Annotated in this window: 19 protein-coding genes; 8 read left to right on the top strand and 11 right to left on the bottom strand. The window is 30.6% G+C overall.

The genetic code is table 11. From position 1 onward, the window contains the following. The first annotated feature begins 37 nt into the window (after positions 1-37). Positions 38-289, top strand: a complete 252-nt coding sequence (rpsT, locus tag GQR92_RS09120; protein ID WP_158838927.1) for a 30S ribosomal protein S20 — start codon at positions 38-40, stop codon at positions 287-289. 143 nt (positions 290-432) lie between these two features. On the opposite strand, the gene GQR92_RS09115 is transcribed toward rpsT, so the two are convergent. Then, positions 433-1,230 carry an ISAon1 family transposase gene (locus tag GQR92_RS09115; protein ID WP_158842075.1) on the bottom strand — a complete coding sequence of 266 codons (798 nt, stop codon included), beginning with the start codon at positions 1,228-1,230 and terminating at the stop codon, positions 433-435. Positions 1,231-1,291: 61 nt separating this feature from the next. Between GQR92_RS09115 and GQR92_RS09110 the strand changes: the two genes are divergently transcribed. Continuing rightward, positions 1,292-1,618: a transposase gene (locus tag GQR92_RS09110; RefSeq protein WP_233269814.1), complete on the top strand. Its 327-nt coding sequence runs from the start codon at positions 1,292-1,294 to the stop codon at positions 1,616-1,618. A 34-nt stretch (positions 1,619-1,652) separates the two neighbouring features. Further along, positions 1,653-2,498, top strand: a complete 846-nt coding sequence (locus GQR92_RS09105) for an IS3 family transposase (protein WP_233269810.1) — start codon at positions 1,653-1,655, stop codon at positions 2,496-2,498. Positions 2,499-2,732: 234 nt separating this feature from the next. Here GQR92_RS09105 and GQR92_RS09100 read toward each other — a convergent pair whose 3' ends face one another. From GQR92_RS09100 to GQR92_RS09065, 9 genes are all read right to left on the bottom strand, one after another. Further along, on the bottom strand, positions 2,733-3,083 hold the full coding sequence (locus GQR92_RS09100; RefSeq protein ID WP_158838925.1) for an ISAon1 family transposase N-terminal region protein: 351 nt from the start codon (positions 3,081-3,083) through the stop codon (positions 2,733-2,735). Between the two features lie 269 nt (positions 3,084-3,352). Continuing rightward, the gene (gene rodA / locus GQR92_RS09095) at positions 3,353-4,633 is read right to left on the bottom strand and encodes a rod shape-determining protein RodA (protein ID WP_158838923.1); all 1,281 of its coding nucleotides are present in this window, start codon (positions 4,631-4,633) and stop codon (positions 3,353-3,355) included. Further along, positions 4,614-6,500 (bottom strand): penicillin-binding protein 2, encoded by a 1,887-nt coding sequence (gene mrdA / locus GQR92_RS09090; protein ID WP_158838921.1) that lies wholly within the window; start codon positions 6,498-6,500, stop codon positions 4,614-4,616. The genes rodA and mrdA overlap by 20 nt, the downstream gene beginning before the upstream one ends. Further along, positions 6,500-7,003: a rod shape-determining protein MreD gene (mreD, locus tag GQR92_RS09085; protein WP_158838919.1), complete on the bottom strand. Its 504-nt coding sequence runs from the start codon at positions 7,001-7,003 to the stop codon at positions 6,500-6,502. The genes mrdA and mreD overlap by 1 nt, the downstream gene beginning before the upstream one ends. Continuing rightward, positions 6,996-7,820, bottom strand: a complete 825-nt coding sequence (gene mreC, locus GQR92_RS09080; protein ID WP_158838917.1) for a rod shape-determining protein MreC — start codon at positions 7,818-7,820, stop codon at positions 6,996-6,998. The genes mreD and mreC overlap by 8 nt, the downstream gene beginning before the upstream one ends. A gap of 19 nt (positions 7,821-7,839) precedes the next feature. Continuing rightward, positions 7,840-8,868, bottom strand: a complete 1,029-nt coding sequence (locus GQR92_RS09075) for a rod shape-determining protein (protein WP_068449442.1) — start codon at positions 8,866-8,868, stop codon at positions 7,840-7,842. Positions 8,869-8,946: 78 nt separating this feature from the next. Then, positions 8,947-10,473, bottom strand: coding sequence for a bifunctional phosphoribosylaminoimidazolecarboxamide formyltransferase/IMP cyclohydrolase (gene purH, locus GQR92_RS09070; RefSeq protein WP_158838915.1), 1,527 nt, complete (start codon positions 10,471-10,473; stop codon positions 8,947-8,949). 135 nt (positions 10,474-10,608) lie between these two features. Further along, positions 10,609-10,737: a hypothetical protein gene (locus GQR92_RS18130; protein ID WP_302849579.1), complete on the bottom strand. Its 129-nt coding sequence runs from the start codon at positions 10,735-10,737 to the stop codon at positions 10,609-10,611. Positions 10,738-10,813: 76 nt separating this feature from the next. Then, a complete protein-coding gene (locus tag GQR92_RS09065; protein ID WP_199269119.1) occupies positions 10,814-11,266 on the bottom strand; it encodes a GAF domain-containing protein in 453 nt (150 codons plus the stop codon). Between the two features lie 50 nt (positions 11,267-11,316). Here GQR92_RS09065 and xrtF point away from each other — a divergent pair, with 50 nt between their 5' ends. The 5 genes from xrtF to GQR92_RS09040 all read left to right on the top strand — a co-directional run bounded on the left by xrtF (position 11,317) and on the right by GQR92_RS09040 (position 15,522). Next, positions 11,317-11,853, top strand: a complete 537-nt coding sequence (gene xrtF / locus GQR92_RS09060; RefSeq protein ID WP_158838913.1) for an exosortase family protein XrtF — start codon at positions 11,317-11,319, stop codon at positions 11,851-11,853. Beyond that, complete coding sequence (locus GQR92_RS09055) at positions 11,850-12,281, top strand: exosortase F system-associated membrane protein (RefSeq protein ID WP_158838911.1); 432 nt, start codon at positions 11,850-11,852, stop codon at positions 12,279-12,281. Before xrtF ends, GQR92_RS09055 begins: the two co-directional genes overlap by 4 nt. Before the next feature lie 32 nt (positions 12,282-12,313). Beyond that, positions 12,314-12,715, top strand: coding sequence for an HYC_CC_PP family protein (locus tag GQR92_RS09050; RefSeq protein WP_158838909.1), 402 nt, complete (start codon positions 12,314-12,316; stop codon positions 12,713-12,715). Between the two features lie 72 nt (positions 12,716-12,787). Continuing rightward, entirely contained in the window at positions 12,788-15,031 is a 2,244-nt protein-coding gene (locus GQR92_RS09045; RefSeq protein WP_158838907.1) for a TonB-dependent receptor, read from the top strand. Between the two features lie 83 nt (positions 15,032-15,114). Then, positions 15,115-15,522, top strand: a complete 408-nt coding sequence (locus tag GQR92_RS09040; RefSeq protein WP_158838905.1) for a heavy-metal-associated domain-containing protein — start codon at positions 15,115-15,117, stop codon at positions 15,520-15,522. Between the two features lie 105 nt (positions 15,523-15,627). Here GQR92_RS09040 and groL read toward each other — a convergent pair whose 3' ends face one another. Continuing rightward, entirely contained in the window at positions 15,628-17,259 is a 1,632-nt protein-coding gene (groL, locus tag GQR92_RS09035) for a chaperonin GroEL (protein ID WP_158838903.1), read from the bottom strand. Positions 17,260-17,291: the final 32 nt, after the last annotated feature.

Genomic DNA, 17,291 nt, shown 5'->3' with positions numbered 1-17,291 from the left:
AAAGTTTTAATATAAAAAACTAAATAAATTAAGAATTATGGCAAATCATCAGTCAGCATTAAAGAGAATTAGAAGTAACGAAGCTAAAAGGTTACGTAACAAATATCAGCATAAAACAACTCGTAATGCTGTTAGAGATTTACGTATTGCAGAAGATAAAACAGATGCACAAACTAAATTAGGTAAGGTTATTTCTATGTTAGATAAGTTAGCTAAGAATAACATTATCCATAAAAATAAAGCGGCTAATTTAAAATCAAAATTAACAAAGCACGTTGCTGCAATGTAAGATTTTATTAGTTTAAAATTTAAAACTCTGAATTTATATTCAGAGTTTTTTTTGCTTTAAATTTAAATTAAACCAACAAAGGTTTATTTATAAATCAAACGGGGTTAAGGGAGATCAAGTCAAAAAGTTGTGGGATTTAAGAATTACGCAAAAATAGTAGTAAGTCTATATAAGAAAAAATCCACATTTCTGACGCCTCTAAACTGTGCTCTAAAGGCTTTAATTTTAGCATTGAATGATTCTGCTGATGCATTCGTACTTCGATTATCAAAATAGTTTAAGATGTTTTTATAATGTATCGACATCGTTCTAGCTATAGTGTTGAAGCTTTTAAAGTGTGCCTGTCTTACTTTTTCATCCCATTTAGCAAGTCTTATAAGTGCTGATGTTTTGTCTGTAGTGTTATTGAATATCCAAGATAGATTTTGACATAACTTGTATGCTTTCTCTATATCAGGATATTTTTCAAACAATATTTCTGCTCTTATAGATTGATTTTTAGTCCATTTACTACTTGATTTATATAATAGATATCTGCTTCTAGCTAATAGTTGTTTGAGTGTATCTCCATTTGGTAATAGTTTTTGGGTGTATTTTAAAGATTTACTTCTGGCGTTTTCAATGGCATCATTCTCAACATCAATCGCTTCCCACCGATGTTTAATTCTTATTTCTTGCAGTGCATCTAATGCTAATTTTTGCACATGAAAACGATCTATTACTAAGGCAGCGTTTGGAAAGGATTTCTTGACTATAAGCCCCATATTTCCTGCCATATCCAAGGTTACTTCCATGACTTTCTTCCTATGTTTTAAAGGAATTTTATGAAGTATTTTTATGACAACTTCAGCTTTAGTTCCTTTGATCATGGCTACTATTGCGCCTTTCTTTCCTTTAGCTAATTTATTTGTTATTATGGTATATAAATCACCGTTAGAAATATTTTAGCCCCCAATAAGTTCGGAGTGATATTTTAAATTTCAAAACTAATATATTTGAGATATGAAATACAAGAAATGGACTTTAGAACAGAAGTTAGAAATACTATCTGTTTCCGAAGAAATAGGTATCGTTGAGGCCTGCCGAAAATACAGCGTAAGTACTGGCACTTTCTATAGTTGGAAAAAGAAGTTTGAGCACAAAGGAGAAGCAGGTTTAAAAGTTACCTATGACACTAAAAGTAAAGAACTTAAAGCAGCTGAAGAAGAGAATCGAGTGTTACGAAAATTGCTGAGTGATAGAGAAATCGAGCTTGAAGTGCAACGTGAGCTTTTAAAAAAAAGTTTGGGACGTCCGATCCAAGAAAGATCTAGTAGACACTATTTATAACAAACATAAAATCTCTAAGGCTAAGATTATAAAGATGGTTGGTATTGTATCGAGTAGCTATTATAGAGAACCTAGTGGCGGTAAAAAAGGAAATAAGCCATCTAAAGAGACTTTCCACAAGACTAAAGGTTTTGTATTACAAGACGCTGTAGTTGTGTCTATAAAAGAGATTTTAAAGCACGAGTTTATAGATTGTGGTTATCGATTAATGACCAGCTATTTAACTAGAGATGGTTACACTATCAATCATAAAAAGTTGTATAGAATTATGAAGGAAGAAGGCTTGTTGAAACTTGATAATAGGATAGATAGAAGTGGTTCTGGACGCAAGTTTGTAAAGTTTAGAAAGGTGCAAACTTCTAGACCTTTAGAATGCCTGGAGATGGATATAAAGATGGTTTGGATACCAAGTGTAGGAAAGAATGCTTATTTACTATCAGTTATTGACGTTCACACTCGAAGAATATTAAAAGACTATTTTTCTTTTACTATTAAACAAAATCACGTTATAGCGCTACTTTCTGAGTTGTTTGAAAATTATGACTACCCTCAAAACGTGGTCATTAGAAGTGATAATGGAAGCCAGTTTATAGCAAAAAAAGTACGTGAATATTTAGGTCTCATTGGAGTGCAACAAGAATTTACACACGTAGCAACCCCAGAAGAGAATGCACATATAGAAGCCTATCATGGAATATTGAAAAAAGAAGTCTTTAATAGGTGGGACTACCAATATTTTGGAGAAATAGAGCAAATACTAAAACGCTTCGTGAAATTTTATAATAATAGAAGACTTCACGGCTTGTTAGGACGTATAACACCAATGGAAAAATGGAATGCAGATGAACATCTTATTAGAATGAAAAAGTTAACCGCTTAACCAATAATCGAAATTTAAAAGATTACTCTTGTTTTATAGGGGTCAAAACAAGAAAAGGCAGTTTCATCAAGTGATAAGTGAGTCCCTAAATTCTTTGCAAACAATAACCAGTCTGTTGCGTGCTTCTGTTGATCCCATGCTTTAAAATCACTTAAATAATCCTTATACTGTCTTTGTAAACTTCTGGGATTTACTCCGTAGAAATTAGCTACAGTACTAGTGATAGTGGCGTTATTACTGACTGATATCTTTAAAAAAAGCAGCAAATTCACTAGTTATTCTAGTGCCTTTTGCTACTAATTGCCAATCTCTTGTAACTACTTTTTTAGAATTTTCCTCAACCCAACGTCGTCTAATAACATGTAGAAAAACGTTTTTACCTCGAATTGGAAAATCTTGAATAGTAGCTTCAGGAAAAAAACCTTTAGAACTTAATTTAAGTGCTTTAAATTCTTCTGGAATTGTATTTAATTCTGTGAAATGAAAATGAAGTTCTCCATTTTTAACTTCGTGTTTCGTTAGTTTAAAGTAGTCAACAAGAATTTCTGGTAATAATAGTTTTGTAAGCTCAATTGAAGTGTCCAAAATAGAGATTTATTAGACTGTAAAGTTCATGCTTTTTAATTTACTCCACAACTTTTTGTGTTGATCCAATACTACTGTTAATCTAAAAGGAAGAGTTCTGTGTTTTTGGCATCTCTAAGCTGTGCTTTAAAAGCTTTAATGTTAATGTTTTGTAATTCTTTAAGTATCACTTAGAGAGTAGAAAAGTAGCCATTGATTAAGAGTTTGCTAACAAGGTTAAAGAAGGGCCTAAATAGACTGAGTTAGTTAATTGAACTGTTATCTCTTTTTTACCAATCATAGTTTTTATGAGCATCTAACCTTATAAAGATAAATAGTAAGATTGTAAATCCCCAAAGTGATGAACCTCCATAGCTGAAAAAGGGTAGAGGGATGCCAACTGTTGGTAATAAGCCTATAACCATCCCAATATTTACAATAACATGAAAAAAGAGAATAGAGGCAACACTATACCCATATATTCTTCCAAATTTATTGTTATGGGTTTCTGCAAGGTAAACTATTCTATACATCATCAACATAAATAAAATAATAACAAGACTACTTCCTAAAAAACCCCATTCTTCGCCAACAGTACTAAAAATATAATCTGTGTGTTGTTCTGGGACAAAATCTCCTTTGGTAATATCTCCTTTTAGATATCCTTTACCAGTCCAACTTCCAGAACTAATTGTTAATTCAGATTGATAAGAATTATAACCTATATTAGTTTTGTCTGTTTTTAACCCCAGTAGTACTTCAAAGCGATCTCTATGGTGTTGTTTAAAGATATTATTGTAAGAAAAGTCGGTTCCAAATATAAAAAGAACAGTAATCAGATATATTGCTAAAACTTTATGCCAATTGAATCTAAGAAACCTTTGCCCTCCTCTATAAATAGCATATAAAACAGCAATTGTAATTATAATTAATAAGAAAAGTAGAATAGAAAGAGATCCAAATAAAATTGTTAAAATAAAAATTATGATAAATAACGATCCAAATATGATATAGTTTAGTGTTAAACCTTCTCTATTTAAAACAAAAAAGAAGGCTAAATATATTAAAGCAGAACCAGCATCTGGTTGTAAAGTAATTAAAACCGCAGGGGTAAAAATAATTATAAAAGCCTTTATTTGATTTTTAATTAGCCTAAAATTATACTGCCTATCACTCAATAGTTTTGCAACTGCCAGCGCTGTAAAAGCTTTTACAAACTCTGAAGGTTGTAAACTCATACCTCCAAAGCTAAACCAAGATTTTGCACCATTTATTTCTTTACCTAGTGGGAATAGAAGAATTAATATAATCAATGAGATTATGTAGAAAATGCTAGAATATTTTTCGTAAAATTTCGAGTTAAAAAAAAGTATAATAACAATTAGCGGTACGCTTAAAATTATCCATAGAATTTGTTTTCCATACTTTGTTGAAAAATCTAATATCTGATGATTTTCTTCAGTTTTTGATGCGGCATATATATTCATCCACCCAAAACCAACAAGTATGGTGAAAAGAAAAACTAAAATCCAATCGATTTCTGCAAAAATGTTATTTCGTTCCTGACGCAATGGCTTTTGGTTTTTGATTTATTTTGGCATAAATATCTTCTAAACTTAAGTCTAACATGCGTTGTTCTCTGTATTTGTCTGCTTTAGAAATTTTACCAGTCAAATATTTTTCGATTAGTAAACTAGTAATAGGAGCAGCAATTGTAGAACCATAACCTCCGTTTTCAACAAAAATAGCTAAAGCAATTTTTGGGTTTTCTTTTGGAGCAAATGCTACGAGAATAGAATGATCTGGAAGCTGAATTTTTTGTCCATCAATTCTTATAAAGTTTTCTGCAGTACCTGTTTTTCCGCAAATTTCAATTCCTTTTACTTGGTTGTATTTTCCCGTACCTGTTTTAAAAACTTCGTGCATTGCTTCAATAACAGGAATAAAATATTTTTTATCTATGGTTGTATGTTTTGCGATGGTGTAAGTAGAGTCCTTTATGGCTTTTTTATTCACCTCTTTTAATACGTGCGGTGTGTAAAAAAAACCTTTGTTGGCAATTGCAGCTGTAAAATTTGCTAATTGTATAGGAGTTGTCAATACTTCTCCTTGTCCTATTGCGTTAGATATGGTTGTAGAGCCATTCCAATGATATTTATAGATATCATCATAATATTTTCCACTCGGAATTAACCCTGGACTTCCTGCGGGTAAATCATATCCTAAATAATCACCTAAACCGAAACTACTAATGTGTTTTTTCCAAGTATCTAATCCTTCTGAAGGTTTATTGTCTTTTTCTACGATCCTTTTATAAGTGTTAGAAAAGTAAGTGTTACAAGATTTAGCAATAGCAGATTTTAGTTTAACCGGTCTTCCTGTAATTCCGCAATGACATCCCATAAAAGCACCTGCTCTGTTTCCGTACTTAAAACCATGATAACATTTAAAACCTGTCTCTTCTGTAATAACACCTTCTTGAAGACCAATTAAGGCATTCATCATTTTAAAAGGAGAGCCTGGGGCATAAGTAGCTAACAATCCTCTGTCATATGACGGTTTACTTATTGTGTCGTTAAAAAGGAGTGTAGAGTTTAAAGACCGTTTTCTACCAACTAACATATTTGGGTTGTAAGAAGGTGCTGTTACCAAAGCTAAAATTTCTCCGGTAGCTGGTTCTATAGCTACTATTCCGCCTCTTTTACCTTTCATTAATTTTTGTGCATAGCGTTGTAGTTCTATGTCTATAGTTAATGTAAGATCTTTTCCGTTTTGTGGTAATGTATCGTATTTACCGTTTAAATAAGAACCGGTAACTCTATTTAAATTGTTTCTTTGTAATAGTTTTTTTCCTTTATTACCTCTTAAGTAATCTTCGTATTGTCTTTCAATTCCGTCTTTACCGATTAATTCTCCAGGTTGATAGTAAGGGTTTTCTTTTGCTAAAGTTTCATTTACTTCACCAATATAACCAAGCACATTTGCAGCTGCGTTTATTGGATACTTTCTTATAATTCTTTTTTGAATAAAAAAACCGGTGTATTTGTGTAATTTTTCTTGAAGAAAAGCAAAATCTTCTTTAGCTAATTGTTTTAAAAAAACAGAAGGTAAATACGGTGCATAGTTATTTGCTTTGTGAAATCTTTTTAAAAAGTCTTCTTTGTCTATTTTTAATAGATTACAAAACTCTATAGTGTCTAATGGTTTCACTTGGTTGGGTTGTACCATAACATCGTAAGAGAGTTGGTTTGCTACTAAAAGTTTTCCTTTTCTATCATAGACATATCCTCTTTCTGGGTAATCATATTCAATTTTTACTGCAGAATTATGTATAGGGTCATAATTATCGCCTCTAATTACTTGAAGTTGAAATAGTCTTCCAATAAAAATGATACCAATAAGTGTAATTAAAAAATAGAGTAGAAAACTTCTTTGCATTATTCGTCTTTAGTAAAAATATAAGTTCCAAGAAAAAATAAAATCAATGTAAATACACTAGCGTATAATGTATCTAAAAATACCATTGATAAATTAAAAAAACTAAAATTAGCAAAAGAAAAATAGATAAGGTGGTGAATTATTGTTAAAGTTACTACATAGTTAAAAACTTTACCAAAAGATTCTGATTTTAGGGTGAAGAATGGATAATCTGCCGGCATTTTTCTAAAATAAACCCGTACAAAAAACAGTCTAATATAAGCGATAAACAACGTAGCAAATGCATGGATTCCTCCAGAGTCTGAGAAAAAATCTACAAATAGACCTAGTAGAAAAGAAACGAATAAAAAAGTAAACCTCTTTTCTTTAACAGGGTATAAGAATACAAACGAAATATAGAGGTATGGGTTTATATGGCCTAAAAAAATAATATGATTTAAGACTAAAACTTGCAAAAACAGCAAGAATAAAAAAAATAAAATTTGATTAATACTTTTATTCATTACTTGAGTTTTCTAAAGATCGTATTTCTTCTTTATCTAAATTTTTAATGATATAAACATAACCAAGGTTACTCATGTCGTTAAAAAGTAGTACATCTACTTTGTTGTCTGCTGTATTGCCATGGTTTATTTTAGAAATAGTTCCAATAGGTATTCCTTCTGGGAATATTGTAGATTTACCATCGGTTTCTATGGTGTCTCCAATTTTTAAAGGAGCTTGTCTAGGTATATCAGAAAGTTGTACTGTTTTATAGTCGATACCATTCCAACCTAATGTACCAAAATAATTACTATTTTTTAAGCGGGCATTAATTTTACTATTCTTATTTAAAATAGATTGAACTCTTGTGTAATTATTAGAAGCATTTTCTGTAATACCAATAACTCCTCTGCTATTAATTACAGCCATTTCTTTATCTAATTTTTGATTTTTACCTTTATTAATAGTTAAAAAATTAAAAGATTTGGAATAGTTATTATTGATAATTTTAGCTTGAGTATAATTGTACTTTTGATGGTATTTTGATGAATCTATAACTATAGAATCTTTAGAGAAAAACAAATTGTTTTTTTCTAATTGATTTTTAAGCTTTGTGTTCTCTATTGATAAAAACTCATTTTCTGTCTTTAGTCCTAGATACTCGGTAGAGTTGGCTAAAGTTGTGTATAAACCACCTGTAATACTATTTGCAGAATTTACAAATTTACTCTTATGAAAATTAAGATTATTAAAAGTGAATGTTAGTGCAATGAGCTCTAACAATAAAAAAAACAGAAAATACTTAAACTTCTGAAAAAAATAGATAATCTGTTGCATTGTTAGAACTTAAAAACTACTATTTCATTAATACATTTTTGTATTTTTTTAATTCTTTTAAGGCAATACCTGTTCCACGAACTACAGCTCTTAACGGATCTTCTGCAACATACACAGGTAAATCTGTTTTTCTAGACAAACGTTTATCTAAACCTCTTAGCATAGAGCCACCTCCTGCTAAATAGATACCTGTATTATAAATATCGGCAGCTAATTCTGGTGGAGTTTTAGATAATGTTTCCATAACGGCATCTTCAATTCTTAAAATAGATTTGTCTAATGCTTTGGCTATTTCTCTATAAGAAACTTGCACTTGTTTTGGTTTTCCACTTAATAGATCTCTACCTTGAACTAACATTTCATCTGGCGGAGTTTCTAAATCTTCTGTTGCTGCACCAATGGTAATTTTAATTTTTTCTGCAGTAGATTCTCCAACGTGTAAATTGTGTTGGGTACGCATATAGTACATAATATCATTTGTAAAAAGATCTCCTGCAACTTTTACAGATTGATCACAAACAATACCACCTAGTGCTATTACAGCAATTTCTGTTGTACCACCACCTATATCTATAATCATGTTTCCTTTTGGCTCCATAATGTCTATACCAACACCAATAGCAGCAGCCATAGGTTCATAAATTAAATAGATTTCTTTTGCATTCATGTGTTTTGCAGAATCACGAACAGCTCGTTTTTCTACTTCTGTAATTCCAGAAGGAATACAGATAACCATTCTTAATGCAGGCGGAAATAAACGCTTCTTAATTGATGGAATTTGCTTTACAAATTCCTTTATCATCTGTTCTGAAGCTTCAAAATCTGCAATAACTCCGTCTTTTAAAGGACGAATTGTTTTAATATTTTCATGGGTTTTTCCTTGCATTAAATTGGCTTCCTTTCCAATTGCAATAATTTCTCCAGTAATCCTATTTCTTGCAACTATAGAAGGACTATCAATAACCACTTTACCGTTGTGAATTATTAAAGTATTTGCGGTTCCTAAATCAATCGCAATATCTTCCGTCATAAAATCGAAAAAACCCATAAAATATCTTTGTTGTTTTATTCTTGATGTATCCCTACAAACTTACTAAATTTCTGAGTGCAAAATACATATTAAAAATTAATGTTTAAAATGTCTTGTTCCTGTCATTACCATAGATATATTGTGTTCATTACAATAGTCTATACTTAATTGATCTTTAATTGATCCTCCAGGTTGAATAACACTTTTTATACCTGCATTATCTGCAATTTCTACACAATCTGGAAAAGGAAAAAATGCATCACTTGCCATTACACATCCATTTAAATCAAAATTAAAAGAATTTGCTTTTTCAATAGCTTGGTTTAACGCATCAACTCTACTAGTTTGTCCTGTTCCTCCAGCTAATAATTGTTTGTTTTTAACAAGTATTATAGTGTTAGATTTTGTGTTTTTACACAATTTAGAAGCAAATAACAAATCATCTAACTCGCTTTGAGTAGGTTTATTGTTAGTAGCGTATTTTAAATCTGATAATTGATCTGTAATACTATCTTTATCTTGAACTAAAGAACCGTTTAAACAAGTTCTTACAGTTGTTGTAGGTAACACTGCGTCTTTTTGAATTAAGATAATTCTGTTTTTCTTTCCTTTTAAAATAGCTAAAGCATTATCAGAAAAAGAAGGTGCAATTACAACCTCACAAAATAAAGTATGAATTTTCTCTGCTGTTTCTTTGTCTATTTCTGTGTTTGCAATTAATACACCACCAAAAGCAGAAACAGGATCTCCTGCTAAAGCATCTGTGTAAGCTTGACTAATTGTTTCTCTTTGTGCAAAACCACAAGCATTGTTGTGTTTTAAAATAGCAAAAGTTGGTGCTTCTCCTTTAAATTCTTGAATTAAATTTACAGCAGCATCAACATCTAATAAATTGTTGTAGCTTAATTCTTTACCATGAAGTTTATCAAACATTGCTTCTAGGTCTCCAAAGAAATATCCTTTTTGATGAGGGTTTTCTCCATAACGTAAAACGTTTGCGTTTTGTTCGCTAGCTTTATAAACTATTTCATCTTCATTAAAGTAGTTAAAAATAGCAGTATCATAATGAGAAGAAATATTAAAGGCTTTTGCAGCAAATTTCTTTCTGTCGGCAATAGTTGTCTCTCCATTATTCTCATTAAGAATATTTAAGAAACCTTCATATTGGTCCATAGAAGAAACAATAAATGTGTCTTTAAAATTCTTTGCAGCGGCTCTTATTAAAGAGATTCCCCCAATATCAATTTTCTCAACAATATCTTGTTCTGGTGCTCCAGAAGCAACTGTTTTTTCAAACGGATATAAATCTACGATTACTAAATCTATTTGTGGAATATTAAATTCTGCTAATTCAGCAACATCACTTTCGTTATCTTGTCTGTTAAGAATTCCTCCAAAAACTTTAGGATGTAATGTTTTAACTCTACCACCAAGTATAGATGGGTAAGAAGTAACCTCGTCTACCGGAATAACATTGATTCCTAAATCTTTAATAAATTTCTCTGTACCACCTGTAGAATAGATAGTTACATTAAGATCATTTAATTTTTTTACAACTGGTTCTAGACCATCTTTGTGAAATACCGAAATTAATGCGGATTTAATTGTTTTTGAAGTGCTCATTTAGTGTTGTGTTGTTAAGCGTGCAAATTTAGGGAAAGCAAACTTCTAAGGCAATAAAAGATAGTAACAAAACAAGCAAGTAATTAACAACAAATTTTTAAAGAATTTTTCTACCACAAGAAAAACACCAATCGACTACTCAGCATTGTCTAAAAAATCTCTAAACCAAACAATAAAATGATCTAAAATAGAATCGTTTTTACTGTTATGATTAGACATTGAATTTTTAGATGAAAATGTAGTAGTCGATTCGTGTTTTCTCATTATTCTTAAATTTGACAAGTAGTAATTATATTATATTCATCAAATTTAAGAATAATTTAAATAAAAATCAATAAAATTAAAGAATATTTGATAATTCTTTACAGATATACTCTAAAAGTGCTTCGTCTTTTGCGGAAAATGTATTTGCTGTATGAGAATCAATATCTATTTGCCCAATGTTTTCGCCGTTCACAAAAATGGGTATTACAATTTCCGATTTTACTTTCCATCCACAAGAAATATAATTCTCTTGAGCAGAAACATCTTGTACAACAAAGTTTTCATTACTCACAGCAACTTGTCCGCAAATACCTTTACCGAAGGGAATAATAGTGTGTTCTGTTTCCTCACCTGTAAATTGCGCTAATTTTAATTCGTTTTTATCTCCATTTTTAAAATAGAAACCAACCCAATCATAGTAAGAGATTTCTTTTTCTAAATAATCGCATATAGCTTGTAATTTCTCATCTATTGTTGTGTTAGATGAAATAATTTTGTCTATTTGTTTTTGTAAAATATCTATATTCATTTTGTATATTCGTTCAATAAATAAGTGGCTAAATTAAAATAAAATTTATTGTGAAAAAAAATAAAAGTATCATCATTTTTCTTATTAAGTTTTTTGTAACTTATTTTCTGTTAGTAACCATTTATAATACATACTTACATAAATCTCAACAAAAAATAGATACTTTTCAAACGGCATCAATAACAACGGCAGTGGCAAACCAAACCGTTAAAGTGCTTACTTTTTTCGGTTATCAGGTACAGGCTATTCAGCATGATAAAGAAGTTTCTGTTAAATTAATTATAGAAAACCAATATACAGCGAGAGTTATTGAAGGGTGTAATTCTATTAGTTTAATTATTCTATTTATTTCATTTATTATAGCCTTTTCCGGAACCTTTAAAGCTACTTTTTTGTTTGCCGTTTTTGGTAGTATATTTATTTATATTGTTAATGTTTTAAGAATAGCATTTCTTACAGTTATGATTTATAAGTATCCGCATAAAGTAGGTTTTTTACATGATTTAGTTTTTCCTGCCATTATTTATGGTACCGTTTTTTTACTTTGGGTGATATGGGTTAATAAATTTTCTAATTTAAAAAAATGAATAAATACATTAAAATAGCGCTAGTGTTAATCCTTTTTTTACTACTATTTGTGGTAAGATCGGTTGCTTCTAAATTGTTTTATGATCCTTTAGTAATGTATTTTAAAAATGATTATTTATATAAAAGTATTGATAATATTGATGTTTGGCGTTTAACTGTAAATCTGTTGTATAGATATATTTTAAATTCAATAATATCATTAGGTTTAATTTGGGTGCTATTTGAAAGGAAAGATTACCTTAAATTCTCAGCTTTTTTCTTGATGCTAGCGTTTATGATTCTTATTGTAGTTTTTGTGTTTTTAATTAGAGATAATTTTGAAAGTGGATATTTATTACCTTTTTACATTCGAAGATTTATCATTCATCCCATATTTTTGTTAATATTATTGCCCGCGTTCTATTACCAAAAATTGAGTAATAGATAATTAGATTTTCTTATTGTAAATTTGCAATAGCAATGAAACCGTTTTTTTCTAAAATAGCATCCTTTTTATTAGCACTTTTAGTGTTGTTTTCTACCTTTTCTTTTACGGTAGAAAAGCATTATTGTGGAGATGCTCTTATGGATGTTTCTTTTTTAGGAAATGTTGATGATAGCTGTGGCGTTGAAATAGAAGAAATTGATGTAAAGAAAAATTGTTGCAAAGACGAAGTGCATCATATAGAAGGGCAAGACGAATTAAGACAAGTTCTGGTTGATGATTTTGATTTCTCTAAACAACAGTTTTTTGCTTCTTTCTATCTTACTTATAGCAATCTGTTTATAGAAAAGGAATCAAAAAAAAGCTATTGCAAAGATTTTTATCCACCAGATATACGTGTAGATTATCAGGTTTCTTACCAATCTTTTTTAATTTGATTTTATAATTATTATTTCAGTTAGGTTCCTTTTTAAAGGAAACTTAGAAGTGTAATTATTAAAATTTAAATAATGAAAAAAAAGATATTAAGTAGTTTTTTACTGCTTATTCCATTTGTAATTTTCTCTCAAACTACTTTTAAGGGGATGATTATGGATAAAAATAACCCAAAAGATAATCTAGGAGTAGAGGGGGCAAGTGTACATTGGTTACATACAAACGTTAGTGCTATTACAAATAAAAAAGGATGGTTTTCTATACCTTATAAAGAAGAGTACAAGAAGTTAGTCGTTAATTATTTAGGGTATAAAACGGATACAATTTCAATACCAAGTCTAAAAGCTATTCATCATTTTTTAACAGAACAAAGTGAGTTAAAAGAAGTAATTGTTACGGCTAAAAAGAAAGCTACCTATAAACCGTTCTTAACAACCGCTAATATGTTTACAGTTAATTCAGACGAATTACTAAAAGCGGCGTGTTGTAATTTGGCAGAAAGTTTTGAAACAAATCCTTCTATAGATGTTAGTTTTTCTGATGCTTTAACGGGGACAAAACAAATACAAATGTTAGGTTTAACAAGTCGATATTTGTTAATTACAGAAGAGAATATTCCATCTGTTAGAGGTGCTTCTCAAGCATTCGGACTCACATTTACTCCAGGAACTTGGGTAGAAAGTATTCAGATTACAAAAGGAGCAGGGTCTGTTGTTAATGGTTACGAGAGTATATCTGGACAAATAAATGCTGAATTGGTAAAGCCTTTTTCTGATAATAAATTCTTTTTAAATGCCTATTCTTCTTTAGATGGTCGGTTAGAGCTAAATACGCATTTTAATCAGCGTGTTTCAGACAAATGGCATACAGGTGTTTATATTCATGGAAATTATAGAGGTGAAAAGTTTGATAAAAACAACGATAACTTTCTAGATAATCCCTTGGCGAATCAAATTAACGTAATGAATCGTTGGCAATATATTGATGCAGAAAAAGGTTGGGTAAGTTTTATAAATGTTCGTTTTTTAAATGATGAAAAACAAACTGGAGAGCTCGGTTTTAACCCTAAGTTAGATAAAGGCAAAACTAACGCTTGGGGAAGTGAAATAGATACACAGCGTTTTGAGACTTCTTTAAAATTAGGCTATGTTTTTCCTGAGCTACCTTATCAGAATATTGGTCTTCAAATGGCATATAGTAATCATCAACAAGATTCTTATTTTGGTTTAAATGTGTACGATATTCAACATCAAAGTGTGTATTCTAATTTAATGTTTAGTTCTATTATTGGCGATACTAGAAATAAATTTAAAACAGGAATCAGCTTTACGTATGATAAATATGATGAGTTGGTAAATATTAATAATTTTGATAGAAAAGAGAACTCCTTAGGTGCTTTCTTTGAATATGCGTACGATAATTTAGATAACTTTAGTTTTACTGCTGGCGCTAGAATTGATACGCATAATTTATTAGGTACTTTTGTTACACCACGTTTACATGTTAGGTATGTGCCTTGGACTAACAGTGTTGTAAGAGCTTCTTTTGGAAGAGGGAAGAGAAGTGCAAATATCTTTGCAGAAAATCAGCAACTTTTTGCGAGTTCTAGGCAAATTAAGATTGATAATGTTGATGGAAATATCTATGGATTGAATCCTGAAATTGCATGGAATTACGGAGTTTCATATATGCAGAAATTTAATTTTTTTGATAAAAAAGGAGACATTACGTTCGATTTTTACCAAACGGATTTTAAAAACCAAGTTGTTGTAGATTGGGAACGTCCGCAAGAAATTTCTTTTTATGATTTAAAAGGGAAAAGTATTGCAAATAGTTTTCAGGTAGAAATAAATTACAATATTGCTCCTTTTTTTAATTTTAGAACCGCATATAAATATTTTGATATTTCTACGGATTATAAAAAAGGAAATTTACAAAAACCAATTCAGCCTAAAAATAGATTTTTCGCCAATCTTTCTTTTGAAACTCTTGCAGAAGAAAACGGTTCTCAATGGAAGTTTGATGTTACTTTTAATAGTATTGGAAAGCAGCGTTTGCCTTTTACAGGGTCAAACCCAGTTGAATATCAATTACCAGGATACTCGAGTTCGTATCAAATACTGAATTCACAAATAACAAAAGTGTTTTCTAATCAATTTGAGGTTTATGTAGGTGCAGAAAACCTGACCAACGTTCAGCAGAAAAATCCTATTTTAGCAAGTGATGATCCTTTTGGAGATTATTTTGATAGTACAATTGTGTACTCGCCAATTTTTGGAAGAGCAATGTATGTTGGCTTGCGTTATAAAATTAAATAATCCACAAAGTGAGATTTTGTAAAAAAAATAATTAAACATTTAATTATTCCTGCGAATGCAGGAAGCTAAAAAAAACAATAAAAATGAAAAAAATAGTATTTATATTCAGCCTGTTATTGATTGGTTTTTCGGTGCAATCACAAGAAGTAAAAAAGAATAAAAACGCAAAAATCACTTTTGAGGTAGATGGAATTTGTGGTATGTGTAAAAAAAGAATAGAAACGGCTGCTTTAAAAACACAAGGAGTAAAGTTTGTGCTTTGGAGTGTAGAAACACATCAATTAAACTTAATTATGGACGAACGTAAAACAGATGTTTTATCGGTGCAACAAAATATTTTAGCAGTTGGTCATGATGTTTTTGATGCTGATGATAAAAAAGTTGTGGCAACCACAGAGGCGTATAATTCTGTGCATCCGTGTTGTAAATATAGAGATGAAGAAATTATTTTAGATCACAAAGGCGATTTGAAAAAACAAAAGAAGCAATAATTTATTTTCTTGTAAATAAAAAATCCGATAGAAATTTTTCTATCGGATTTTTTAATATCAATATTTCACATAAGCGTGAAATAACTTATCTGTGGCGATTCGCCACTACATCATTCCTGGCATACCACCACCCATTGGAGGCATTCCTGCAGGAGCATCTTCTTTAATGTCTACTAAAGCACATTCTGTAGTTAAGATCATTCCGGCAACAGAGGCAGCATTTTCTAATGCAACACGAGTTACTTTTTTAGGATCTATAATTCCTGCTTCTAGCATATCAACATATACGTCATTTTTAGCGTCATAACCAAAGTCTTTTTTACCTTCTAAAACCTTGTTTAAAACAACAGAACCTTCACCACCAGCATTCTCTACAATAATTCTTAGAGGAGCTTCAATAGCTTTGTTAATGATTTGTACACCTGTAGTTTCATCTAAATTATCAGTAATAATTTTTTCTAAAACTCTTTTAGCGCGAACTAAAGCAACACCACCACCAGCAACAATACCTTCTTCTACTGCAGCTCTTGTAGCGTGTAAAGCATCATCAACTCTGTCTTTTTTCTCTTTCATTTCTACTTCAGAAGCAGCACCAACATATAAAACTGCAACACCACCAGCTAACTTAGCTAAACGTTCTTGTAATTTTTCTTTGTCGTAATCAGAAGTTGTAGTTTCAATCTGAGCTTTAATTTGGTTTACTCTTGTTTTAATAGCTTCTGCATTACCAGCACCATTTACAATTGTAGTATTATCTTTATCTACAGTTATTGTTTCTGCAGTACCTAGTAAATCTAAAGTTGCGTTTTCTAAAGAAAAACCTCTTTCTTCAGAAATTACGGTTCCACCTGTTAAGATTGCGATGTCTTCTAACATTGCTTTTCTTCTGTCTCCAAAACCAGGAGCTTTTACAGCAGCAATTTTTAAACCACCACGTAATTTATTTACCACTAAAGTAGCCAATGCTTGTCCGTCTACGTCTTCGGCAATAATTAATAAAGGTCTTCCTGATTGAGAAACTGGTTCTAGAATTGGAAGAATTTCTTGTAAGTTAGAAATCTTTTTATCAAACAATAAGATATAAGGGTTTTCTAAGTCAGCAATCATTTTGTCTGCATCAGTTACAAAGTAAGGAGATAAATAACCTCTGTCAAACTGCATACCTTCTACAACATCAACATAAGTTTCCATTCCTTTAGCTTCTTCAACAGTAATAACACCTTCTTTACCTACTTTAGAAAAAGCAGTAGCAATTAACTCACCAATAGTGTTATCGTTATTTGCAGAAATTGCAGCAACTTGTTTTATTTTATCTGAAGAATTACCAACTTTTTTAGTTTGTTTTTCTAAATCTGCAATAATTGCAGCAACAGCTTTGTCAATTCCACGTTTTAAATCCATTGGATTTGCACCTGCAGCAACATTTTTTAAACCTTCTTTTACAATTGCTTGTGCAAGAACTGTAGCAGTTGTTGTTCCATCACCAGCTAAATCGTTGGTTTTAGATGCAACTTCTTTTACCATTTGAGCTCCCATGTTTTCTAGCTCGTTTTCTAACTCAATTTCTTTTGCTACAGAAACTCCGTCTTTAGTTACTGTTGGTGCTCCAAAAGATTTAGAAATAATTACGTTTCTTCCTTTTGGTCCTAAAGTTACTTTTACTGCATTTGCTAAAGCATCAACTCCACGTTTTAAACCGTCTCTTGCTTCGATATCAAATTTTATATGTTTTGCCATTTTTTAAATATGCTTTATGCTTTTGGCTATTT

The sequence above is a fragment of the Polaribacter sp. L3A8 genome, assembly GCF_009796785.1.
GTDB lineage: Bacteria > Bacteroidota > Bacteroidia > Flavobacteriales > Flavobacteriaceae > Polaribacter.
This window is presented reverse-complemented; position numbering and strand designations above follow the sequence as displayed.